24 protein-coding genes are annotated in these 21,038 nt (G+C 42.8%); 21 read left to right on the plus strand and 3 right to left on the minus strand.

All coding sequences use genetic code 11. The annotated features are described in order from the left end of the window. Positions 1-282: 282 nt before the first annotated feature. Complete coding sequence (locus EV213_RS03800; protein ID WP_133579160.1) at positions 283-1,206, minus strand: COX15/CtaA family protein; 924 nt, start codon at positions 1,204-1,206, stop codon at positions 283-285. Positions 1,207-1,632: 426 nt separating this feature from the next. Here EV213_RS03800 and cyoE point away from each other — a divergent pair, with 426 nt between their 5' ends. From cyoE to EV213_RS03845, 9 genes are all read left to right on the plus strand, one after another. After that, complete coding sequence (gene cyoE, locus EV213_RS03805) at positions 1,633-2,592, plus strand: heme o synthase (RefSeq protein WP_133579161.1); 960 nt, start codon at positions 1,633-1,635, stop codon at positions 2,590-2,592. 51 nt (positions 2,593-2,643) lie between these two features. Beyond that, the gene (gene coxB, locus EV213_RS03810; protein ID WP_133579162.1) at positions 2,644-3,699 is read left to right on the plus strand and encodes a cytochrome c oxidase subunit II; all 1,056 of its coding nucleotides are present in this window, start codon (positions 2,644-2,646) and stop codon (positions 3,697-3,699) included. Positions 3,700-3,723: 24 nt separating this feature from the next. Beyond that, positions 3,724-5,613: a cytochrome c oxidase subunit I gene (ctaD, locus tag EV213_RS03815; protein WP_133579163.1), complete on the plus strand. Its 1,890-nt coding sequence runs from the start codon at positions 3,724-3,726 to the stop codon at positions 5,611-5,613. Further along, complete coding sequence (locus EV213_RS03820) at positions 5,613-6,221, plus strand: cytochrome (ubi)quinol oxidase subunit III (RefSeq protein WP_133579164.1); 609 nt, start codon at positions 5,613-5,615, stop codon at positions 6,219-6,221. The genes ctaD and EV213_RS03820 overlap by 1 nt, the downstream gene beginning before the upstream one ends. Before the next feature lie 3 nt (positions 6,222-6,224). Then, complete coding sequence (gene ctaF, locus EV213_RS03825; RefSeq protein ID WP_133579165.1) at positions 6,225-6,566, plus strand: cytochrome c oxidase subunit IVB; 342 nt, start codon at positions 6,225-6,227, stop codon at positions 6,564-6,566. Between the two features lie 78 nt (positions 6,567-6,644). Continuing rightward, complete coding sequence (gene ctaG / locus EV213_RS03830) at positions 6,645-7,556, plus strand: cytochrome c oxidase assembly factor CtaG (RefSeq protein WP_133579166.1); 912 nt, start codon at positions 6,645-6,647, stop codon at positions 7,554-7,556. 31 nt (positions 7,557-7,587) lie between these two features. Beyond that, positions 7,588-8,055 (plus strand): DUF420 domain-containing protein, encoded by a 468-nt coding sequence (locus EV213_RS03835; protein ID WP_133579167.1) that lies wholly within the window; start codon positions 7,588-7,590, stop codon positions 8,053-8,055. 115 nt (positions 8,056-8,170) lie between these two features. Continuing rightward, positions 8,171-8,665 (plus strand): GNAT family N-acetyltransferase, encoded by a 495-nt coding sequence (locus EV213_RS03840; protein WP_133579168.1) that lies wholly within the window; start codon positions 8,171-8,173, stop codon positions 8,663-8,665. After that, positions 8,666-9,823 carry a GNAT family N-acetyltransferase gene (locus tag EV213_RS03845; RefSeq protein ID WP_133579169.1) on the plus strand — a complete coding sequence of 386 codons (1,158 nt, stop codon included), beginning with the start codon at positions 8,666-8,668 and terminating at the stop codon, positions 9,821-9,823. It begins immediately after the preceding gene. Positions 9,824-9,989: 166 nt separating this feature from the next. On the opposite strand, the gene EV213_RS03850 is transcribed toward EV213_RS03845, so the two are convergent. Further along, positions 9,990-10,355, minus strand: coding sequence for a YugN family protein (locus EV213_RS03850; RefSeq protein WP_424923023.1), 366 nt, complete (start codon positions 10,353-10,355; stop codon positions 9,990-9,992). 181 nt (positions 10,356-10,536) lie between these two features. On the opposite strand from EV213_RS03850, the gene EV213_RS03855 reads away from it, so the two are divergent. The 12 genes from EV213_RS03855 (at position 10,537) to EV213_RS03910 (ending at position 19,902) form a co-directional block, all read left to right on the plus strand. Continuing rightward, a complete protein-coding gene (locus tag EV213_RS03855; RefSeq protein ID WP_133579171.1) occupies positions 10,537-11,580 on the plus strand; it encodes a CAP domain-containing protein in 1,044 nt (347 codons plus the stop codon). 82 nt (positions 11,581-11,662) lie between these two features. Continuing rightward, a complete protein-coding gene (locus tag EV213_RS03860) occupies positions 11,663-12,661 on the plus strand; it encodes a Gfo/Idh/MocA family protein (RefSeq protein ID WP_133579172.1) in 999 nt (332 codons plus the stop codon). After that, positions 12,661-13,638, plus strand: coding sequence for a Gfo/Idh/MocA family protein (locus tag EV213_RS03865; RefSeq protein ID WP_133579294.1), 978 nt, complete (start codon positions 12,661-12,663; stop codon positions 13,636-13,638). The genes EV213_RS03860 and EV213_RS03865 overlap by 1 nt, the downstream gene beginning before the upstream one ends. 629 nt (positions 13,639-14,267) lie before the next feature. Further along, positions 14,268-14,663, plus strand: a complete 396-nt coding sequence (gene ylbD, locus EV213_RS03870; RefSeq protein WP_166639148.1) for a spore coat protein YlbD — start codon at positions 14,268-14,270, stop codon at positions 14,661-14,663. Positions 14,664-14,666: 3 nt separating this feature from the next. Continuing rightward, on the plus strand, positions 14,667-14,909 hold the full coding sequence (locus EV213_RS03875; RefSeq protein WP_133579174.1) for a YlbE-like family protein: 243 nt from the start codon (positions 14,667-14,669) through the stop codon (positions 14,907-14,909). A 259-nt stretch (positions 14,910-15,168) separates the two neighbouring features. Then, entirely contained in the window at positions 15,169-15,834 is a 666-nt protein-coding gene (locus EV213_RS03880; protein ID WP_133579175.1) for an ABC transporter permease, read from the plus strand. A gap of 17 nt (positions 15,835-15,851) precedes the next feature. Continuing rightward, the gene (locus tag EV213_RS03885; protein WP_133579176.1) at positions 15,852-16,850 is read left to right on the plus strand and encodes an ABC transporter ATP-binding protein; all 999 of its coding nucleotides are present in this window, start codon (positions 15,852-15,854) and stop codon (positions 16,848-16,850) included. A 4-nt stretch (positions 16,851-16,854) separates the two neighbouring features. Continuing rightward, complete coding sequence (locus EV213_RS03890; RefSeq protein ID WP_133579177.1) at positions 16,855-17,592, plus strand: ABC transporter permease; 738 nt, start codon at positions 16,855-16,857, stop codon at positions 17,590-17,592. 25 nt (positions 17,593-17,617) lie between these two features. Then, the gene (locus EV213_RS03895) at positions 17,618-18,523 is read left to right on the plus strand and encodes an ABC transporter substrate-binding protein (protein ID WP_133579178.1); all 906 of its coding nucleotides are present in this window, start codon (positions 17,618-17,620) and stop codon (positions 18,521-18,523) included. Between the two features lie 146 nt (positions 18,524-18,669). Next, complete coding sequence (locus tag EV213_RS03900) at positions 18,670-19,020, plus strand: hypothetical protein (protein ID WP_133579179.1); 351 nt, start codon at positions 18,670-18,672, stop codon at positions 19,018-19,020. Between the two features lie 72 nt (positions 19,021-19,092). Continuing rightward, positions 19,093-19,536: a YlbF/YmcA family competence regulator gene (locus EV213_RS03905; protein WP_133579180.1), complete on the plus strand. Its 444-nt coding sequence runs from the start codon at positions 19,093-19,095 to the stop codon at positions 19,534-19,536. A gap of 45 nt (positions 19,537-19,581) precedes the next feature. After that, entirely contained in the window at positions 19,582-19,902 is a 321-nt protein-coding gene (locus EV213_RS03910; RefSeq protein ID WP_424923019.1) for a YlbG family protein, read from the plus strand. Positions 19,903-19,962: 60 nt separating this feature from the next. On the opposite strand, the gene EV213_RS03915 is transcribed toward EV213_RS03910, so the two are convergent. Next, entirely contained in the window at positions 19,963-20,358 is a 396-nt protein-coding gene (locus tag EV213_RS03915; protein WP_133579181.1) for a DUF7147 family protein, read from the minus strand. Positions 20,359-21,038 lie beyond the last annotated feature (680 nt).

Raw genomic sequence — 21,038 nt, forward strand, 5'->3', positions numbered from 1 at the left:
TGTCTTTCGAGGCGCGAAGGCTAGAGAAGCGCGGAGTTGCCATAAGGCAATGAGCACTGAACATGCCAAAGCAACAAAGAAAGCGAGCGTTTCTCACAATGAGGAATCAGGCTAGTTGAAAACGCTTGTCTTTCGAGGCGCGAAGGCTAGAGAAGCGCGGAGTTGCCATAAGGCAATGAGCACTGAACATGCCAAAGCAACAAAGAAAGCGAGCGTTTCTCAACAGCCTGGCGAGCGTTTTCATCCGCCTGAAAAAGTAAAAGCAGCGTAGAGGATGCCCCCCTACGCTGCTTTTCTTTCTGCCTTTTCAACTCGATAACTTCGGTATGAGAGCAAGAGCAAATAGCTTAATGTGCCGAACAAGCAAGAAATGAACAATGCGTGTAACAAAGAAATGGACAAGGAAAGCAATGTAATAATGATGAGTGCTCCAGAGATCACTTGTAGACTGACGAACATGAATGCGAGGGTCAGAATCCATTTCACCGATTTTGAGACATCTGATTTACGCCAAGTTCGAATGAGGAAGAAGAGCAACCAGAGAAAAAACAGGCCTGCGGCGGCACGATGTCCCATATGAACCCATTCGTACATATTTGTCGGAAGTATGCCTCCCTCATTTGAACAGAAAGGATAGCCTTGACAAACGATGCTTGCACCAATATGACGGACAAATGCGCCTGAATAAACGACGGCATACAAATACACCATAAGCCATACGAGCTCTTTTCTCATCCCATGAGGAATGCTTACGAGTCGCCGTGGCTTTGTTGAAGTATTTTCAAAGACGAATAAGGTTAAGAGTAGCGTTGAAGAAAACGAGACAAGGGAGATTCCAAAATGGAGAGCCAAAATAAAATCAGACTGCCCCCAAACGACGGCTCCAGCTCCAATGAGTGCTTGTAGAACGAGAAAAAAAACGGATAAAATGGATAAGAGGCGTGCTTCCTTAGAGCGAAAGCGAACGAATGCCCAAACGGAAAAGATACCTACGATAATACCCGTATACGCTGAAATCGAGCGATGACTCCACTCAATTAATGTATCTTTAGATAAATCCTGTGGAAGAAACTCTCCGTGGCACAAAGGCCAAGTCGTTCCACAGCCAGCACCTGAGTCTGTTTTTGTTACGAGCGCACCGCCTAATAGAACGAGCAGCATACAGAAAACAGAAAAGACGCCTAATGCTCTCATTAGTTGTTGCAATTCATCACCTTCTTATGTTGTAAAGACGCTTCCTCTGTATCATATAGTGTCATCAGCCAAAGATCAAAAGGAAACGACTGCCGATGACAAAGAAACTCCCCAATACCGAAATTTCTATGAAGGATTTCATAAATAGCTTGAAACTTGTCCTGCATTTTGCTAGAAATAGATGAGGGGATTATGATGTTAATGCACACATATTTTTCCTAGTCGCGCACTAGGAATGATTGGAAAAGGTAGGGACACAAAACTGTCATACATATTTTTGCGACAGTCCTCCTAAAAACCATGGTTTGTGTTTTAATTGGGTACGACAACTGTCTTTTTCCATTTAAACACGAGGTCGTCTGCTTTTTATCCACAAACATGGTACAATGTAATTTGGACAGGGTCATAACCTTTGTTCTAAGGAGAGGGAGGATGACGATGAGCATAAAACAGTCGTCTCATATTGTAGAAGAAACAGGTTCCACAGTCGAGAATGCTGAGACTCAACCAATAAATAAAAGCTTTGTTGCAGAGCTTTTTTCACTTGTTAAAATTGGTATTATTAATTCCAATGTGATGACCACCTTTGCTGGTATATGGTTGGCATTGTATTATACAGATAGTTCAATTACGTCCAATTGGATACCTGGCGTTTTGGTATTGCTCGGTTCAGCACTCCTTATGGCTGGTGCTTGTACAATAAACAACTATTATGATCGAGATATTGATGCCATTATGGAACGTACACAAAGCAGACCAACTGTTACTGGGAGGTTTAGCAATAGTTTCGTCATCGCTGCAGGAGTTGCGTTCACCTTTTTAGGTCTTGCAATGTTGTTTTCCGTGAATGCAACAGCTGGTGTCATTGGCCTAGTTGGTTGGTTTTTTTATGTCGTCTTGTACACAATGTGGTCAAAACGTCGCTATACATTAAACACAGTTGTAGGAAGTGTCCCAGGAGCCGTTCCGCCATTAATTGGGTGGGCAGCTATTGACCCAACACTTTCTCATCCAGCTGCATGGATATTGTTTATGATCATGTTTTTGTGGCAGACACCACATTTTTTGTCACTCGCCATTAAGAAAACAGAAGACTATCGCAAGGCTGGTATACCGATGCTCCCAGTTGTTTACGGTTTTGCAATGACAAAGCGGCAAATTTTGATTTATATGGTTTGTTTGTTGCCTTTGCCTTTCTATCTTGCATCACTTGGGACGATTTTTCTCATCGTAGCGACACTGCTAAACGTGGGCTGGATTTTTCTCACGATTTACGGAATGAGATGGAAAGATAAAATGAAATGGGCAACCGGTGTGTTCGTCTATTCATTAAACTATCTAACAATTATGGTCGTTTTAATGGTAGTAGTTACGCTTCCACACGTGTTGTTGCCTTAAGCAACAACACGTATGAATATACAACAATGAGGAAAGTGGGGGACTAAACGCATGAAAAGTGCTGAAAACAACTGGCGCCGACGTATAATGTATTCCCTTTTTGGCTTGTGTGCAGTAATGCTCGCTGGCTGTGGACGGGAAAATTTATCTGCGCTTCAGCCTAAGGGCGAAGGGGCAAGCATGCTTTATGACTTAATGGTGATCAGCATCGTAATAATGATCGCTGTCTTCTTAGTCGTTATTGCCATTTATACGTATGTGCTTGTTCGTTACCGTAAGAAAAAAGGGGATCAAGATATTATCCCAGAACAGGTGGAAGGAAACCGTAACCTGGAGATTCTCTGGACGGTTATTCCAATCCTATTGCTGTTGATTTTAGCCGTACCAACAGTCAATTACACGTTCCAACTTGCCGATACTTCAGAGATGGAAGCTGAAGATAGCGACAATTACGTTGTGGATGTTACGGCAAACGCTTTCTGGTGGAATTTTGAATATCAAGGGCAAGAAGTGACAACGTCTCAAGATTTATACATACCAACAGGCGAAAAAGTTTTTGTCAATCTTTCTTCTGCAGATGTTATTCACTCATTTTGGGTTCCGGCTATTCAAGGAAAAATGGATAATAACCCTGGAGACAGCAACGTAAATACGATTTATTTGGAGACTGATGATGAAGGCGTTTACTGGGGGAAATGTGCAGAATTTTGTGGGCCTTCCCATGCGCTCATGGATTTCCGTGTCATCGCAGTCTCTCCTGAAGAGTTTGACGCATGGCTTGCCAACATGAAAGAAGGACCTGGAGAGCCTTCCACTGAGATTGCTGCTGCGGGCGAAGAAATTTTTGCGCAAAGTTGTGCAAGTTGCCATGCAGTTGAAGCTGGAGCAGTTGGTGGAGTTGGTCCAAATCTAACCAGCTTTGGCGACCGTGAGAAAATTGCAGGAATTCTTGAACATAACAGTGAGAATTTAAAAGAATGGATTCGTAATCCACAAGAAATTAAGCCGGGCAACAATATGCCTCAATTTAGCGAGGATCAAATTTCCGATGAGGATCTTGATGCGCTAGCAGAGTATTTGCTCGGATTAAAAGTAAGTGATGAATAATTTGCTACAGGGGAGGTAGGATTTGTGAGTACTATTGCTCAAAAAAAGGGCTTTGGCGCTGTGTTGTGGGATTACCTTACAACAGTTGACCATAAAAAAATAGCCATACTGTATCTCGTAGCTGGAGGTTTCTTCTTCTTAGTGGGGGGACTTGAGGCTGTATTAATTCGAATTCAATTGCTCATACCTGAGAATACATTTTTAGATGCGCAATTGTACAATGAAGTTATGACAATGCACGGAACGACGATGATCTTTTTGGCTGCTATGCCGATGATTTTCGCATTAATGAATGCCGTTGTTCCTTTGCAAATCGGTGCAAGGGACGTTGCCTTCCCGTTTTTAAATTCTTTAGGCTTTTGGCTCTTTTTCTTTGGGGGCGTCTTTTTAAACGTTGGTTGGTTTATTGGTCAAGTGCCTGATGCAGGCTGGACAGCGTATGCACCATTATCTACGCTTTCAGAAGGTTTCGGTGTTGACTTCTATGTGCTAGGCTTGCAAATCTCTGGTGCAGGGACGTTGGTTGGGGGGATTAATTTTCTCGTTACTATCGTTAACATGCGTGCACCTGGAATGACGTATATGCGTATGCCATTGTTTACATGGTCCGCATTCGTCACATCGGCACTTATTCTATTTGCCTTTCCAGCATTAACTGTTGCCCTTTTGTTTATGATGTTTGATCGAATATTTGGGGCTTCGATCTTTGATGCCTTTAATGGAGGAAATCCGATTATCTGGGAGCATTTATTTTGGATCTTTGGGCATCCTGAAGTGTATATCCTTATCTTACCTGCATTCGGTGTCTTTTCCGAGGTATTCGCAACGTTTGCTCGGAAACGATTGTTTGGGTACTCGGCAATGGTATTCGCAACTGTACTGATTGGCTTTTTAGGCTTCATGGTATGGGCTCACCATATGTTTACGGTCGGACTTGGTCCAGTGGCAAATGCGATCTTCGCGGTTGCAACAATGGCCATTGCAGTGCCAACGGGGATTAAGATCTTTAACTGGCTGTTTACGATGTGGGGAGGTCAGCTTAAAATGACAACCCCGATGCTTTACGCACTCGGCTTTATTCCGACATTTACGATTGGCGGGATGACAGGTGTCATGCTTGCTTCCGCAGCAGCAGACTACCAGTACCATGACAGCTATTTTGTCGTAGCCCACTTTCACTATGTTATTGTTGGTGGCGTCGTGTTTGGTCTTTTCGCCGGAATCCATTATTGGTGGCCAAAAATGTTTGGTACAATGCTAAATGAAACGCTAGGCAAGATTACGTTCTGGACGTTTCTAATTGGCTTCCATCTAACATTTTTCATCCAACATTTCTTGGGGTTATATGGGATGCCACGTCGTAATTTCACCTTTCTTCCAGGCCAAGGGCTTGAACTTGGAAACATCGTTTCTTCCGCAGGTGCTGTGTTTATGACGATAGGAACCGTAGTGCTTGTGATTAATGTCATCGTCACACAGGTGAAAAACGTTCGAGTTGGTGCTGACCCATGGGATGCACGTACACTTGAATGGTCAATCTCATCACCGCCACCTGAATACAACTTTAAGCAAACGCCACTTGTTCGTGGACTAGATGCATTATGGGTTGAAAAGATGGATGGTCGCAAAGGGATGACACCTGCTGAGCCTTTAGGTGATATTCACATGCCGAACAACTCGTTCATTCCGTTTATGATGTCTTTAGGCTTGTTCATCGCTGCCTTTGGCTTTATGTTCTTTTCCGCTGAAGGAGCAGGTGCCACCTACAAGATGGTCACACTTGGAATTGGTATTCTTGGTTTAGCAATTACATTTGGATCAATGCTCGTTCGATCATTAAAAGATGATCTAGGCTATCATATCCATAAGGAAGATCTTCTTGAGGATGACGACGATAAGGGGGCGGAAGCATAATGGATGTCAATGAACGCTTGACAGATGAGAACTTTCCCGCCGAACCGGAAAAAACGACACTTGAAGGAAAAAACAAGTTTTTAGGTTTTTGGTTTTTCCTTGGTGGCGAGACTGTCCTTTTTGCATCATTATTTGGTACGTTTTTGGCATTGCGTGATTCTACAACGGAATCGGAGCTGTATCAGTTGCCCCTCGTCTTTGGAGCAACAATGATCTTATTAACAAGCTCGCTTACGAGCGTTTATGCCATGTACCATATGAAAAACAACAACTTTATGAAAATGCAGCTTTGGCTGGGCATAACTGTCCTCTTAGGAGTCACGTTTTTAGGTATTGAAGTGTATGAATTTATGCATTACGTACATGAAGGTTTGTTGTTTACAAGTAATGGATACTCCGCGAGTTTTTATGCGTTAGTTGGAACACACGGAGCTCACGTTCTTCTTGGTGTGTGTTGGATCACCGCCTTGATTTTCCGGAATATGAAGCGTGGACTTACGCTTTATAATGCACCGAAATATTATGTTGCAAGCTTGTACTGGCATTTTATTGACGTCGTTTGGGTGTTTATCTTTACGGTTGTCTATCTAATAGGAAAGTTGGGGTAACGTATGGCATCAAATACGACAACTGGCCACCAGGAAAGCGAAGCATTAAAGGCGTATCGTAAAAAACAAAAGCAGGAGGAAATGAAGCATCAAGTCATTACCTTTTCCTTAATGATTTTGCTTACGATTGTATCTTTTATTGCCGTTGCCTACGAAGAATTTAGCCGTGATTTTGTTGTGCCATTTATTTTATTGCTTGCTGTAGTTCAGGTGGCTTATCAGCTTTATTATTTCATGCATATGAAAAATAAAGGTCATCAATCGGCAATGTTGTTTCTGTTTTCAGGTGTATTTGTTGCTGCACTTACGATTGTGGCATTAATGGCACTTGTCAGTTGGTCTTAATTAGAAGGGGACTGCTTCGTGCAAGCGGTCCCTTTCTGACTTTTATGGAGGATTCGAAATTCGCTTGGAGGGATCACCGTGTCCATTGATATTTTTGGCTTTGTCGCTCTCTGGAGCCCTTACTATTTCATGTTTGTCCTGAGCTTGCTTATTGCTTATTTTGTCTTTACAGGACCACTACGTGACAATTTCAAGGATGCTGCTCCGCCGACGACCAAAGAACAGAGTTATTTTGTGGCAAGCATGGTCCTGCTTTACGCTGTTAAAGGCAGTCCAATAGACTTGCTAAGTCATCTTTCTTTTTCTGCACATATGGTGCAAATGGCCCTTCTTTACCTCGTTATTCCGCCTTTAGTGATTAAGGGAATACCGAATTGGCTTTGGCGTGGGATCCTTCGCATTCCTCCTATTCATTTCATTTTTAAACTTGCAGCCAAACCGCTTGTTGCCATTATTTTGTTTAATTTCGTTTTTTCGATGTACCATATGCCAGTTGTGTTTGAAACGGTCAAAAGTCATTGGTTTTACCACGGGATAATGACGACAACGATTTTTATACTGGCATTGCTGATGTGGTGGCCGATGCTAACAACAATTCAAGAGTGGATGAAGTTAAGCCACCTTCAAAAAATAGGTTGTATTTTCCTTGGGGGTGTATTGCTAACGCCCGCATGTGCATTGCTTATTTTTGCAGATGTTCCGCTATATAGCACATATACAGATCCTGATGCGTGGGCACAAGCTCTAGCATTATGCGTACCAGCTGACGTTTTAGCCAGTGCGAATATAGGCAGCCCTGAAATGTTTCAATGGCTTCCTGTACAAGAGGATCAACAGCTCGGTGGTGTGCTGATGAAGATCATGCAAGAGATCGTCTATGGCATTGTGTTGTTTCGCGTCTTTTTTGCTTGGTTTAATCGTGAAAATCGCAAAGTTGATGAGCTTCCAGAAGAATACCGCTTAACAGAAGATCCGCAGCCTACGAAATAACAAGGTTAGATAGAGAAAGCAGGAGGGGCGAATGGCACCATTAGATTTGCATTTTATTATCCCAACAATTACAACCGCTCTTATCGTGATTAGTGCAACACTTGTTGCAATCGGTTGGTATTTAGTAAAAAAGAAAAAATATGATGCGCACATTAACGTCATGAAAACCGCTGCACTATTTGCTATTGTGTTTTTTATCATCTATGTGTCACGATCAATATTTCTTGGAAATACGAAATTTGGTGGACCTGACTTTTTGGTTCCTTATTACACGGCCTTTTTAATCGGACATATACTGCTTGCAACAACAGGTGGCGTTTTTGGGCTTGTCACATTGTCATTAGGCTATAAAGAACGTTATAAAAAACATAAACGAATTGGCCCGATCACAAGTGTGATATGGTTTTGTACAGCAGTGACGGGAACGATCGTTTACTTAATGTTGTACATTTTGTTTCCAGACGGTTCAATAACAAACCTATTTGACGCTATCCTTTAATTGCTAATACATGAGCACTTGCATACACTAATGCAAGGCTTTTTCTTATGTGTGATTTTATTAAAGCACAACAGTGTATGGGCCATTGAGAACTTTTAGGCAGGAGGTCATTAAAATGAGTCGAAAACTATATACAGAACGATTGATTTTGTTGCCGTGCTCGGTTCATTTTGCCAAGAGTATTATTCTCTATTTGAAGGAGCTTCGTGTTCGTTCACCCGTTCTGATTCCACCTCAATGGCCACCGGTTCAGCTGAAAATGTTTTTGCCATTTTATCTAGAAGCGTTAGAAAAAGGGAAAAAGGATACGTATTTCTGGGTGTTAATTAAGGCGGATTCTGCAGAAATCATAGGCGAAATCGTCCTTATTCCAAAGAAGGATCAGCATGGTGTAATAGAATTGTCCTATCGAATAGAAGAAACTCATCGTCGACAAGGGTACGGTTATGAAGCAGTGAATGAAGTTTGCTCATACATTTCGACACAAAAAAACGTACGCATCATCGCTGAAACAGCCGAAGGCAATCTCGCGTCTGAACGATTGCTGATGAAAGCTGGCTTACGCTTAACTTTACAACAAAAAGACTTTAAACAATGGGAGCTAATGTAAATGAAACAAGGAATCCACCAACTTACAATCGAAGACGCACCGGCGCTTGTCGAATTATCACAATATGCATTTCAACGTCCACTAGGTGAAGAAGAAAAACATAAACGAATCAAAGAAACAAAGGCGCATGAGTTCTGGGGCTATTTTGATCAAGGCCACCTGGCATCGGTTGCCCGTATTCATCCTTTGAGTGTTTTTCTCGATGGTGAGCTAGTGAATATGGGTGGAATTGGCAATGTGGCTACGTGGCCAGAATACCGTCGAAACCGTTATGTATCTCACTTGATTACTCACGTGTTAACACTCATGAAGCAAGAAGGCAATGTAGTGTCATTCCTCGCCCCGTTCTCGTTTCCGTTTTATCGGAGGTTTGGTTGGGAATCACTTGTCACAAGGAAGCATTATGAAATAAACAAGGACAACCTTCCCACATCTGTTTTTGTGACAAACTATCTCCTGAAGCGAATGGAGTCCCGCTTTTCAGAAGAGCTGCAGCACGTGTATACGGCCTATGCCAAACGATACAACAGCATGCTCAATAGGGAAAAGGCATGGTGGGAAAGAATATTTACTGCCGATAAAAAGTTACATGTGTATGGGGCGTTTACAACGGATGGGGTATGCAAAGGGTACATGATTTATTCCATGCAGGAACGTCACCTTGACGTGTCAGAATTTGTAGCGCTTGATGAAGAGGCAAAAAAAACGTTATGGAATGTATTTAAACAACATGATTCTATGGCAGACTCTGTAACGCTTCTGTTGCCTGAAGATGATCAAACGCCGTATGCATTTCGTCAGCAAGGCATTACGCAAACATTGAAGCCATACTTTATGGGCAGAATTGTCGATGTCTTCCCATTTTTGCAAGCCTTTCCTTTCAAGCAAAACGAAGCTGAAATCTCTATTGAAATCACCGATGAGGTTGCTCCGTGGAACACAGGCACGTATGTGCTTTCAAAGGATGGAAACGTATCTCGATCTAACGCACAAGGGCAGCTGCAGTTTGATGTACAAACATTGGCAGCATTATGTCTTGCCAGTGTAAGTCCGGAGGTTTTATATAGAGAAGGGTGGATTAGTGGGGCGGCAACTGATGTGGCGACTTTAGCAGAGCGTCTGCCAACGTCAACTTCCTTTTTCTTGGACTTCTTTTAAAGATATTCACGCTTAATCTCTCTTCCAAAGACTTAGCGTTTGGGGATTATGTAGTGTAGCGCGCACCAAAGGGATGCTTGCCAATCTCATCTAGATGATGATGACAGACACAAAAAACACCGATCATAATAAAGCATCTGATCGGTGTTCTTTGAGGCACAGTCCGTTATTGAATGGAAGCTGTGACGGCATCTAAAACCTGGTGTAGTTTATCCTTGCAATGACTTACAATTCCTGCTGGAAAATCTTCATTATCGTATTCGACACCGTGTGGGTAATAATGGCGTCCTAAGTATGCAGCAGGCAAGAGCTGAATAATGGCATTGCCTTTATCTACATCACCTTCAGTTGCAAAGCCCTGAAGTCGCAAATAGTAGACATTTCCTGCGGTCATATCTTCAAATTTAAAATCATATGTTACTCGTTCATAGTCCCACTGTCCTGCTCGAGTAAAGCCGATCTCATCCATTATGCCATCCAAAATAGGGAGTGGCACTTGCTTGCCTTCGAATTCAAATTCACTAAATTTCACTTGTTTCATCACTCCTCGCATCCGTAAGCGTATTCTTTCCTATCATAGTATGTTTAGACAAAAGATGCAATCATCCCTTGGAAAATCTAGCATGTTGTTTTCGCTTCTAATTGATATCAATGATGGCATGAATTTACAATGAATGCATAGTTTAATAGAAAGCTGATTTTTAGGAGGTCCAATGAAACCAGGTCTATTTGTTCGTTTATTGCTTTGTGTATTGCTTGGCATCATTGTTTATTTTATCGCCGTCCCACCTAATGAATACAATGTAAAGCTCGCTGACAAAGTGACGCCGCGCCACTCACTGGATAAATCTCAAAAATCAGCAGGGCTGTTTACGTTTATAGGAATGGCAGCTGATGAGGTCGAACGTCGATTGGGAACACCAAAACGAATCGACCCTAGTGCGTATCAATATGAGTGGTGGGTCTATGAAGATGATGTCTCCTATCTCCTTGTAGGTGTCGAAGAGAAAGAAGTTGTCACGTTGTTTGTTTCAGGACGAAATTTTCCAACCGCCCCTTTTCATTTAGGAGCAAAAAGAGACAACATTGAGGCGCTATCAAAGATGAATGATACACTCTCTTTAACGAATGAATATGGCCATTTTCAATTTACTTTGTCAGAAGAAGACATGAGTGCAAAACCAATTGTGTCTTATAACGATCATTTTCTTCAGCTGTATTTCGATACAGAAACAGACCAACTGTCAAGCTTGCGTGTAATGACAGGTGAGATTGCATTAAGACAGAGACCATATGCCATGACGTACCGAGGGGAGCTGCCTCAAGAAGAAGAAATCGCTCAAGAAGAGCAACGTCAGATAGATACGGCCAATGCAACGCAAATCTTTGAAATGACCAACGTTCTACGAAAAAGATATGACAAGCTGCCCTTCAAATGGAATGAAGAGACGGCAAAGGTGGCAAAAAAGCATAGCATCGATATGAAAACAGACAATTATTTTTCCCACGAGTCTCCGACCGCTGGCGATTTAGGCGATCGCTTGGCTACAGGAGATGTTCCATACAAGCTTGCAGGGGAAAACATCGCGTCCCAATACATTGATGGCCCTGCTGCGGTGGAAGGCTGGCTGAACAGCCCTGGTCATCGGGAAGCGCTGCTTCATGATAATTTTACAAGATTAGGCGTAGGGGTTTATTTCCGCTACTACACTCAAAATTTTGTACAAACATGGGCTGATGCCTCAGCGGCAGAATAATTAGATATATCATTAAAATCTTATTTTCAAAAGGGAAAACGCATTATTTGTCGAAATGACATGAAAAGGAGGTTATTTACCATTGAAAATTGCAATTGTAGGGGCTGGGACAATGGGAAACGTCCATGCCCAAGCCTATTCACAAATGGATGAAGTATCCGTTATTGGTGTGTTCGATACAGACCCACTTAAAAGAACTGTTGCTGAAGCGAATGGTCATGCGTTTTTTCATTCTTTCGAAGAGCTTTTAGCTGCACAGCCAGACGTTGTTGATGTTTGTGTCCCAACAGATGTGCACAAAAAATATGTTCTTCAAGCGGCTAGGGCAAAAAAACATATTATATGCGAAAAGCCAATTGCCCGGACGTTAGAAGATGCGATAGAAATGAAGAACGTGTGCGATGAAGAAGGTGTATCCCTCTATATTGGTCAAGTGGTTCGCTTTTTTCCAGAGTATGCTGCTGCAAAGGCAAGTGTCGTTCGTGAACGAATTGGCAATCCAGGAACTTCAAGACTAAAACGTTGCGGGTCCTATCCAAATGGCCACGACGACTGGTACGGAAATGATGCACGTAGTGGCTCCGTATTTTTGGATGTCTGCATTCATGACATTGATTTTATGTGTTGGCTATACGGGGATGTGGAAAGGGTCTATGCGAAAGGGTTCAAGAATACCCCTGATGGCGCATACGTACATGGAAGTATTTCACTTCGTTTTACATCCGGAGCCATTGCGCAAATCGAAGGGTCTTGGGCATATCCGTCGGGCTTCTTAACTGAATTCGATATTGCTGGGACGAGCGGCATTCTTGAGTTTTCAAGTGAACAAACAAAGCCATTGCAGACAATGTTTAAAGAAACGTTGAGTAAAGAAGGCCAGCCACGCGTACAAGTGCCTTCGAGTCCTACAAATGAGAGCCCGTATGCGATTGAATTGCGCCATTTTCTTGACTGCTTAAGAGGGGATGCGCAGCCTATCGTCCCAACAGATGAAGCGATCTACGCATTGCGTATCGCACTTGCTGCGCGGAAGTCTGCTGAGACGAACGAAGTCATTGAGATAGGAGGACACAACGAATGATTCGAGTAGGAATGATTAGTTTTGCTCACATGCACGCACACAGTTATGCTCAAGCGGTGACGGCATTTGCTAACGCTGAGTTGATCGGCATTTCTGATCCTGACAAATCAAGAGGAGAGGAAACTGCTCGTACGTACAACACTTTATATGAGTCGTCTGTTGATGATTTACTTTCAAAAGTAGATGCCGTTGTGATTTGTAGTGAAAACGCTCACCATAAAGCCGATGTTCTCGCTGCAGCAGCAAAGGGGGTTCACGTTCTTTGCGAAAAACCGCTTGCAACGTCAGTAAAGGATGCTGAAGAGATGATTACGGCGTGTGAAAATGCAGGTGTCATTTTACAGACAGCATTCCCTGTGCGCTTCAATCCTCCTGTTCAACAACTCAAGGCATTAATCGACCGAGGAGATTTAGGTCAAATCAGGGCGATTCATGGAACAAACAGAGGAACGAATCCAGGGGGATGGTTCATTGACCCGTCGCTTTCTGGTGGCGGTGCGGTATTGGATCACACAGTGCATGTCGTCGATTTAATGCGTTGGATGCTCCAATCGGAGGTTCAGGAGGTGTATGCCGAAGTCGGTCAACAATTCGGTACGACAACGGCAGATGATTGTGGACTTTTAAGCTTTTCTTTTCAAAATGGAACGATTGCAACACTTGATCCTAGCTGGTCAAGAAATCGTACATTTCCAACGTGGGGTGACGTCACAATGGATGTGATTGGCTCGGATGGAATGACTCGACTCGACGCCATGAAACAACATATTATGCTCTACAGCGATGTTGAAAACGCTGTTTCTCAACTCAGTTGTGCAGATAATCACGACATAGGTTTAATGAAGGATTTTCTTGATAGCGTAGCTGCAAATCGACAACCAAGCATTACTGGAACAGATGGATTAAAGGCAATGCAAGTTGCTTTAGCTGCCTACGAATCATTCCAGCGCAAACAACCAGTCACCATTCATCATTGATACAAAAGATGCAGAAACCGTTCACTTGATATGAGATCAAGAGAGCGGTTTTCTTTATAGAATAGTTTGGAAACACGATGAGGTCTTCGAATCGATGTTGCTCTTTAGGGTGCAAAGAAATTACGGTCGCTTCGTCAAAATACTTCGCTTTCCGCGGGCACGGCTTCAACTTCCTCGGAGTCTTGCTTTCCTGCGGGATCTTCAGCTCGCGCTGTTCCCGAAAGCAAGCGTATGGCAGCTTGTTTTAAAGCAACCACTAACATCATAGAAGAACAGCTTTATGAAATGAAGATTTCCTATTATTTAAAAGTTGCTTAGTGTGGTTAAATTTACGCAATCAATAAGTGGAGCGCCTTTTTAGTTAGTGATTTTCGACAATCTCACTAACCAAACGAAGGGTGCTTTTTTTTGATGATCGCTAGTTGCGTCCAAAAGAAACCACATGTTAAGAAAATCTTTATACTACAAAACGCCATTGGAGTGGACAATCTGTCAAGCCTAAGTTGACAAAGGGATTAATTAAGACCGTTGTGAGCGTGTTTTCAGATAGCATTTTGGCAAGGAAAAGATGCACACATTCGGGCATCTGCGGATAGACTATAGCAAATAGGAACAAGGGGGAGAGTCCATTGACTTCAAAAGAAGAAACCATTCATTCATTCAAAACCTTTATTAAATCGCACCCAGGGCTTGGCGATGAGGTGAAAAGAAAAAAACAGACATGGCAGCAAATTTTTGAAAATTGGTATTTGTTAGGGGAAGACGATGAGTTGTGGGCATCTTATCGAACAACAAAAAAATCAGCATCAAAAACAGATTATTCGGACATGATGCAACAAGCGCTCTCATTTCTGAAAAATTTAGATCCAGATGAAGTGCAAAAGCAAATCACTTCTGTGAGCTCTGCGATCGACACACTGCAAAACGTCATTAAGCAGTTTCAATCGAATAAAGAAACGTCACGGTTGCCCGTTAAAGTTGGAGGAGAAGAACCATTTGAAGCGCGACGTTTTGGCAGGGATTGATTGATGCGTCCTGAGATCACAAGCTGGTTGGAAGCGAACCCTGATTTAGCCTTTTACCTTCACCGCAATCCTACTTGGTACAGTACACTTTCCAGGCATCCTGAGCAATGGAAGCAATTTAAGCAATCAGCAGATGAATTTTATCAACGAACACTTCCACATAAAGTGAAGCGTGTTGAACAGCAGCTGGGCTTTGCATCCATGTTCTTTTCTATGATGCAACAAGCTGAAGGGCAAGATGAATAAGTCTCTGCAGCCGGTCAATGTGCGATTTGGCATTCAGTGGTTTAACCAGCCGGCTGTTAGGGAATATTTAACCAGACCCAATTTGTGAAAATTGTCGAATAATCTTAATGCCAGCCAAGACAAATGTCTACATACATCTGCTTTTGCTTGCTTACTTGCTTGTGTGTAAATGCAGATGAGAATCACCATTGTTTGCTGTGTAAGAAAGATGGACAACATATGAGGGGTATTTTTTGCGCTAAATAAAAAAGGAGGGATAATGTTGAATGATTGGATTCGTTTTTTAGAAATAAACTATACCCGAATCATTGAACTGACGTTTCAGCATGCGCAACTTGTTGGCCTCGCCATCATTGTCGCTCTAATTATCGGGGTTCCATTAGGGATTTACCTGACAACAAATGAGCATTTGGCTGGGACCATTTTGCAGCTGGCATCTGTTTTTTTAACAATTCCTAGTATTGCATTATTTGGAGTGATGATGCCGCTTTTTTCGTTAATTAATCAAGGCATTGGGTTCTTGCCAGCATTTGTTGCGCTTGTTCTTTATTCACAGCTCCCGATTCTCCGCAATACGTATACGGCGATTAAAAATGTTAGTCCGGAAATGCGAGACGCGGCCATCGGAATGGGGATGAAAACACACCAACGTTTGCTTCGCGTGGAAATTCCGAATGCAATGCCGTTGATTATGGCTGGTGTTCGAACTGCTGTTGTGTTAAACATCGGCATTGGTGCGATTGCGGCTTACATAGGTGCAGGGGGTCTTGGGGTTTTAATCACCCAAGGAATTGGACGAGGGGATACATACTTAATCATTAGCGGCTCACTTGCTATCGCACTATTAGCTATTATTGCAGATGTCATTCTGTTGCTAGTGCAAAAGAAATTTACGAACAAAGCCGTAGCGATTGCAAATGAATAGAGAAAAGGGGATCTGCCATGATTACATTTGATCACGTGTCAAAAATTTATGATGGAAATGTCACTGCAGTAAAGGATGTTAACTTCACTGTTGAAAAAGGTGATATCGTTGTGCTTCTTGGACCATCAGGGTGTGGGAAAACGACACTACTTCGGATGGTGAATCGCCTAGAATCGATTACAAAAGGAACGATACGCATTAATGACAAGTCGACAATGGATTTGGATGCCATTGAGTTGCGAAGAAATATAGGCTATGTCATCCAAAGCAATGGATTGTTCCCTAACATGACGATTGAGGACAATGTCATGATTGTGCCAGATTTGTTAGGCTGGGACAAGCAGAAAAAAAGGAAACGCTATAATGAATTGATGGACTTGATCGGCTTGGATGGAGAGGAGTACCGCAAGCGCTATCCGTTAGAATTATCTGGCGGTCAACAACAGCGCATTGGGGTCGTGCGAGCTCTAGCCGCTGATCCACCTGTCATGTTAATGGACGAGCCGTTTGGGGCACTTGACCCAATCATTCGTGAAAAGATACAAGATGAATTTTTGCAAATTCAAAAAGAAGTGCAAAAAACGATATTGTTTGTGAGTCATGATATTGATGAAGCCGTGCGGATGGCTGACAAGATCGTATTAATGAAAGACGGCGAAATTATGCAATTTGACAAGCCTTCAGAGCTATTGACGCATCCGAGCAATGCGTTCGTATCACAGTTCTTTGGCAAGGACAGGGCATTAAAAAGTCTTAGCCTTCATACCGTGCAGGAGCTTAAGGACAACATCGGGCTTGTCCATTTTGATGAAGCCATCTTAGATACAAAAACGATTAAAGTGAATCAAGACCTTCGAAATACGCTTTCCATGCTCTTAAATCAGGAAGCGGATCAGGTCATTGTTGAAAGCATGGAAGGAGAAAAGCTTGGCGCTGTAACAATAGATCTCGTCCAGCAATATCTCCATTACGAAATAAAAGGAATGGCGTCGGGTTCAACCGTTGAGAAAGGGTGAGTAGATGAACACAAAAAAAGTAGTTGCCATCATTGTTCGTGTGATTCTCTACGCCATTCTTGCAATTTTGTTCGCTTTGGCGCTTTACAACAACTATTTCGGCGTGATTTTTACTGAATCGATTCGATTTTCAATACTACTCGTTCAGCATCTCCAGCTTGTTGCCATTTCTTCCGTTCTAGCGGTTGTGGTTGCATTGCCGGTTGGGATTCTTATCACTAGAAAGCGTATTCGCAAGGCTGAATGGGCGGTTTCTAACATTGCAACCTTTGGACAAACGATCCCTAGCTTAGCCGTGTTGGCGCTTATGATGAGTGTTTTAGGGATTGGTTTACAGACAGCAGTGTTTGCCTTGTTTGTGTATTCATTGCTTCCGATCTACAGAAATACGGTTGCTGGCATTGATTCCATTGACAAAAATTTAATTGATGCCGCAAAAGGTATGGGAATGACGTCTACGCAAATTCTGTTCAGAATTGAATTGCCAAATGCAGCGTCTTCTATTATGGCAGGGATTCGAACGGCGATTGTTTTAAATATCGGTACTGCTGCCCTTGCCTATGTGGTAGGCGGTGGTGGACTAGGTGTGTGGATATTTACGGGTATCCGTCTGTTTGACAACAGCTATCTTATCTCTGGTGCATTGCCCGTTATTTTAATGGCTGTGCTCGTTGATTTATTATTACGTTGGCTTGAAAAGGTCGTTGTTCCACAAGGGGCAAAGCAGACAACAGACGCCTAAAACTGATGAGGGGAGTTGTTTTGACGTGGCTACATTTATAAAAACGATTGTGCTACTATTCCTTGTCGCCACCCTTTCCTCCTGCTCCGTTTTGGGTGTAGGTGGAAAGTCAGTGACGGTAGGAGGCAAAAATTTCACTGAGCAATATTTGCTTTCTGAAATGACGGCATTTTTACTAAGGGAAGAGGGCTTTAACGTAAAGGAAATGAATAATCTCGGAAGTAACGTTATCCGACGAGCGCTCATAAATGGTCAGATCGATTTAACATGGGAATACACCGGAACGGCTCTTGTTAGCTATATGGGCAAAGAGCCGTTGCCAGAAGCTGAAGCAACGTTTCAAAAGGTGAAAGAGTTGGACGAGAAAAACAATATTCATTGGATGAACATGTCAGAGGTAAACAATACATATGTGCTCATGATGCAAAAGCCTAGGGCGAAAGAGCTTGGGCTAACATCAATAAGTGATTTGGCGAACTATGTGAAGGAAAACCCTGGAGAATTAACCTTTGCGACGGATGTTGAATTTGCGAACCGTGTTGATGGTCTGCCTGGTGTTGAGGAAACGTATGGATTTGAGTTTGGGGTCAGGCAAGTTGTTTTAATGGAGCTAGGGCTCACGTATGAAGCATTGAACAATGGTGAGGTCGATGTGGCGATGGGATTTGAAACGGATGGTCGTATATTGGAGTATGATTTTCTAATGCTTGAAGACGATAAAAACTTTTTCCCTCCTTATACGGCAGCCGTAGCAATCAAGGATGAAGCGATCGAGAAGTATCCTGAAATTGAAGAAATCACAGCTCCACTAGCTGAGAAATTGACCAGTGATATTATGCGAGAATTAAATTATGCAGTTGATATTGAAGGGAAAAGTGTCTCATTGGTCGCTTATGATTGGCTGCTTGAAAATGGCCTCATTGAAGAATAAAAAATGCCTCTTTTTGTGCCTTGATAGGGTGCAATGAGAGGTTTTTTTGACAGACAATCACTTTGCTTCTCTGTTGCTATCGTTCGAGCGTTTTTAACGTATAAAAGCGGTTGATTTTGCCGAACGTATGAACAGGAGGTGTGTGGATGGGTTTTCTGAATAAGCTAATGATGGGTTTGCTTTTAACACAAGTGGTGACCCTAGCTCCTTCTTCGATTCATTTAAACTGGCATGTCAAGGAAACCTCTGTTTACGTAGAGTGTGATATTCCGGGTGTGACCTATAAGCACGCTCATGCAAACCATCGGACGAAACCGGTTGGAGAGATCAGTGTGACAGTCGATGGTGAGCCTTTTGATACCTTCCATTCACCAGCATTTATTCTGAAAAGACTTCCCCCCGGAGTTCACAGAATTGAGGTTACGCTTGTTCCTTCGAGTGACAGCCCTTATAATGAAACAGAGTCATTTATTGTAGATATTCCTCATGCTAAGTGAAAGCGCCCGTTATGAACGATGCCGAGTGATCGAATAAAGAACAAGCCGCAGAGGTATTGTGGAGGTGGTCTGATGATAGCAACAAATGAAAGCGTAGAAGTGCTTGAACAGGTTGACCATGTCGGAACGATGATTGTTCAATCTGAGTGTGCACATGCCTACCATTATGCAAGGAAGACATTGGCTGAGGACAATGAAGCGCAGTCACTAATACGTGAATTCGGGGAATTGAAAGTGATTTATGAGGAAGTACAGCGTTTTGGTCATTACCATCCCGATTATAAAAAGGTGATGGGAGAAATGAGAGATTTAAAGCGCGCATTAGATACACAGACGAGCATTGCACGATATAAAAAATGCGAAGACGAGCTCCAACAGCTGCTCACAGATGTGGCACAGGCTTTCGGTGGAGCTGTGTCTGATCACATAAAAATTCCGACGGGAAATCCGTTTTTTGACAATATGTCTTCATGTAGTGGAGGCTGTGGCAGCGGAGGCAGTTGTGGGTGCAGTTAATCAATCTCTCCATAGCTATAGAGATTGCAGTGAGAGGTGAAGGAAATGATCATTACAGAGCGACAAGGGATTGTGGTTTATATGCATACATTAAAACAGGTCAGGCAGCTTAGGAAGTACGGTCATGTGATGTATGTGTCCAAAAAGTTAAAATATGCCCTTTTATATTGTGATCGAACGGACGTTGACGGTGTAATGACGAAATTGGGTAATTTGCATTTTGTGCTGCGCCTAGACCCATCCTTTCGTCCAGATGTTCGGGTAGAGTTTGAGAAGTCCAAAGATTTAGCGAAAGAATACGATTACCAATTGGAGGCAAAGGACGGGGAAGAGGAAGAATCCCTTGTGACGGTTACGCCGTTGTGATCGACGAATTGATTTACTGCTCTTTTTGCATGGCTGCGAAAAAGAGCAGTTTTTTTGCGCTTACGACCAAATCGACTGATCACGCTCGAGGAGTCGCTGTAGCTTTAGGATAGACAAGAGGTAAGCTTGATATTGGTGCTGACTGTAAAAGGTTGTGCTGTGCTTTACCTCAAGCTCCAAAGGAGTGAAGCCAGACTCTTCTGCTGCGCGAACAAAAGATGTATATCGTTTGGAATCTACAGAAGGAATACCCTCTCTGCAAAGATAGAGAGGCTGAAAGCGACTCTTTTCTGCAGAGGCAAGAATGAGCAAAAGCGAATAGGCGGCTGTTTCGTGTTCTCCCGGGGCCTTGAGGATAACAAAATGACGTAGTCGATGCTGGTTCGTCCGTGCAATCTCAAGCAACTCATGTACGTCTGTATAACCTTCCCCCAAAGGGACGATCTTATAGATCAAGTAAAGCTCTCCTCTCTTAACGAATCATATGTACTCTGGTTGTTCAATCTCACTTTACCATAGAGGCTTAGCCGAAAAAAGCACAGGTGGCGCACATGAATACTTAGTGCCCTTTCCACTAACTTAGTTGGTCATGGTCTATCTCATTTCATTCGTTACTTACACTAACCAAAAACGGTCATTAGTGAGACTCTAGTAGTAAAGAAAACATGACGAGGTCTTTATGGATCGCTCCGTCAACAAACTTCGCTTTCTGTGGGGCACGGCTTCAGCTTCCTCGGAAAGCAGGCTTTCCGAGGGGATCTTCAGCTCGCGCTGATCCCACTAGAGTCTACGTATGTTGGCTACGCTGATGTTTGTTTCTGCGTACATTTGTTATTGTGGCTCAGTCTCGTATAGAGAGTAAAAAGCCTTGTTGAAACCAATTAAGGCAAGGAAGTGCAATGTTACCCATTAGGGTGAAAGCGAACGTATAGCCGTTTGCCTATAGAAAATGTTTTCCAGCAATTAACTTGTGCGAAAACAAGAACCATGACTCATCCTGAATAAAATAAGATCTACGTTACCTGATGGGGCACTAGAGGGCCAAATGCACTCTCTAAATCATAGGCAAGTTTGAACAAGATTGGCAAATGGTATTAAAGCTCTCAACTGAAGCCCTCTGGGGACAATCTTAGATA

This window comes from Aureibacillus halotolerans, from assembly GCF_004363045.1.
Lineage (GTDB): Bacteria > Bacillota > Bacilli > Bacillales > DSM-28697 > Aureibacillus > Aureibacillus halotolerans.

Coding starts and splice junctions, on each gene's coding strand:
- EV213_RS03840 (WP_133579168.1), top strand. CDS start 8,171: ATGAGTCGAAAACTATATACAGAACGATTGATTTTGTTGCCGTGCTCG.
- ctaF (WP_133579165.1), top strand. CDS start 6,225: ATGGCATCAAATACGACAACTGGCCACCAGGAAAGCGAAGCATTAAAG.
- EV213_RS03820 (WP_133579164.1), top strand. CDS start 5,613: ATGGATGTCAATGAACGCTTGACAGATGAGAACTTTCCCGCCGAACCG.
- EV213_RS03910 (WP_424923019.1), top strand. CDS start 19,582: ATGATCATTACAGAGCGACAAGGGATTGTGGTTTATATGCATACATTA.
- EV213_RS03845 (WP_133579169.1), top strand. CDS start 8,666: ATGAAACAAGGAATCCACCAACTTACAATCGAAGACGCACCGGCGCTT.
- EV213_RS03905 (WP_133579180.1), top strand. CDS start 19,093: ATGATAGCAACAAATGAAAGCGTAGAAGTGCTTGAACAGGTTGACCAT.
- EV213_RS03890 (WP_133579177.1), top strand. CDS start 16,855: ATGAACACAAAAAAAGTAGTTGCCATCATTGTTCGTGTGATTCTCTAC.
- EV213_RS03885 (WP_133579176.1), top strand. CDS start 15,852: ATGATTACATTTGATCACGTGTCAAAAATTTATGATGGAAATGTCACT.
- cyoE (WP_133579161.1), top strand. CDS start 1,633: ATGAGCATAAAACAGTCGTCTCATATTGTAGAAGAAACAGGTTCCACA.
- EV213_RS03880 (WP_133579175.1), top strand. CDS start 15,169: ATGTTGAATGATTGGATTCGTTTTTTAGAAATAAACTATACCCGAATC.
- EV213_RS03900 (WP_133579179.1), top strand. CDS start 18,670: ATGGGTTTTCTGAATAAGCTAATGATGGGTTTGCTTTTAACACAAGTG.
- EV213_RS03855 (WP_133579171.1), top strand. CDS start 10,537: ATGAAACCAGGTCTATTTGTTCGTTTATTGCTTTGTGTATTGCTTGGC.
- EV213_RS03835 (WP_133579167.1), top strand. CDS start 7,588: ATGGCACCATTAGATTTGCATTTTATTATCCCAACAATTACAACCGCT.
- EV213_RS03875 (WP_133579174.1), top strand. CDS start 14,667: ATGCGTCCTGAGATCACAAGCTGGTTGGAAGCGAACCCTGATTTAGCC.
- coxB (WP_133579162.1), top strand. CDS start 2,644: ATGAAAAGTGCTGAAAACAACTGGCGCCGACGTATAATGTATTCCCTT.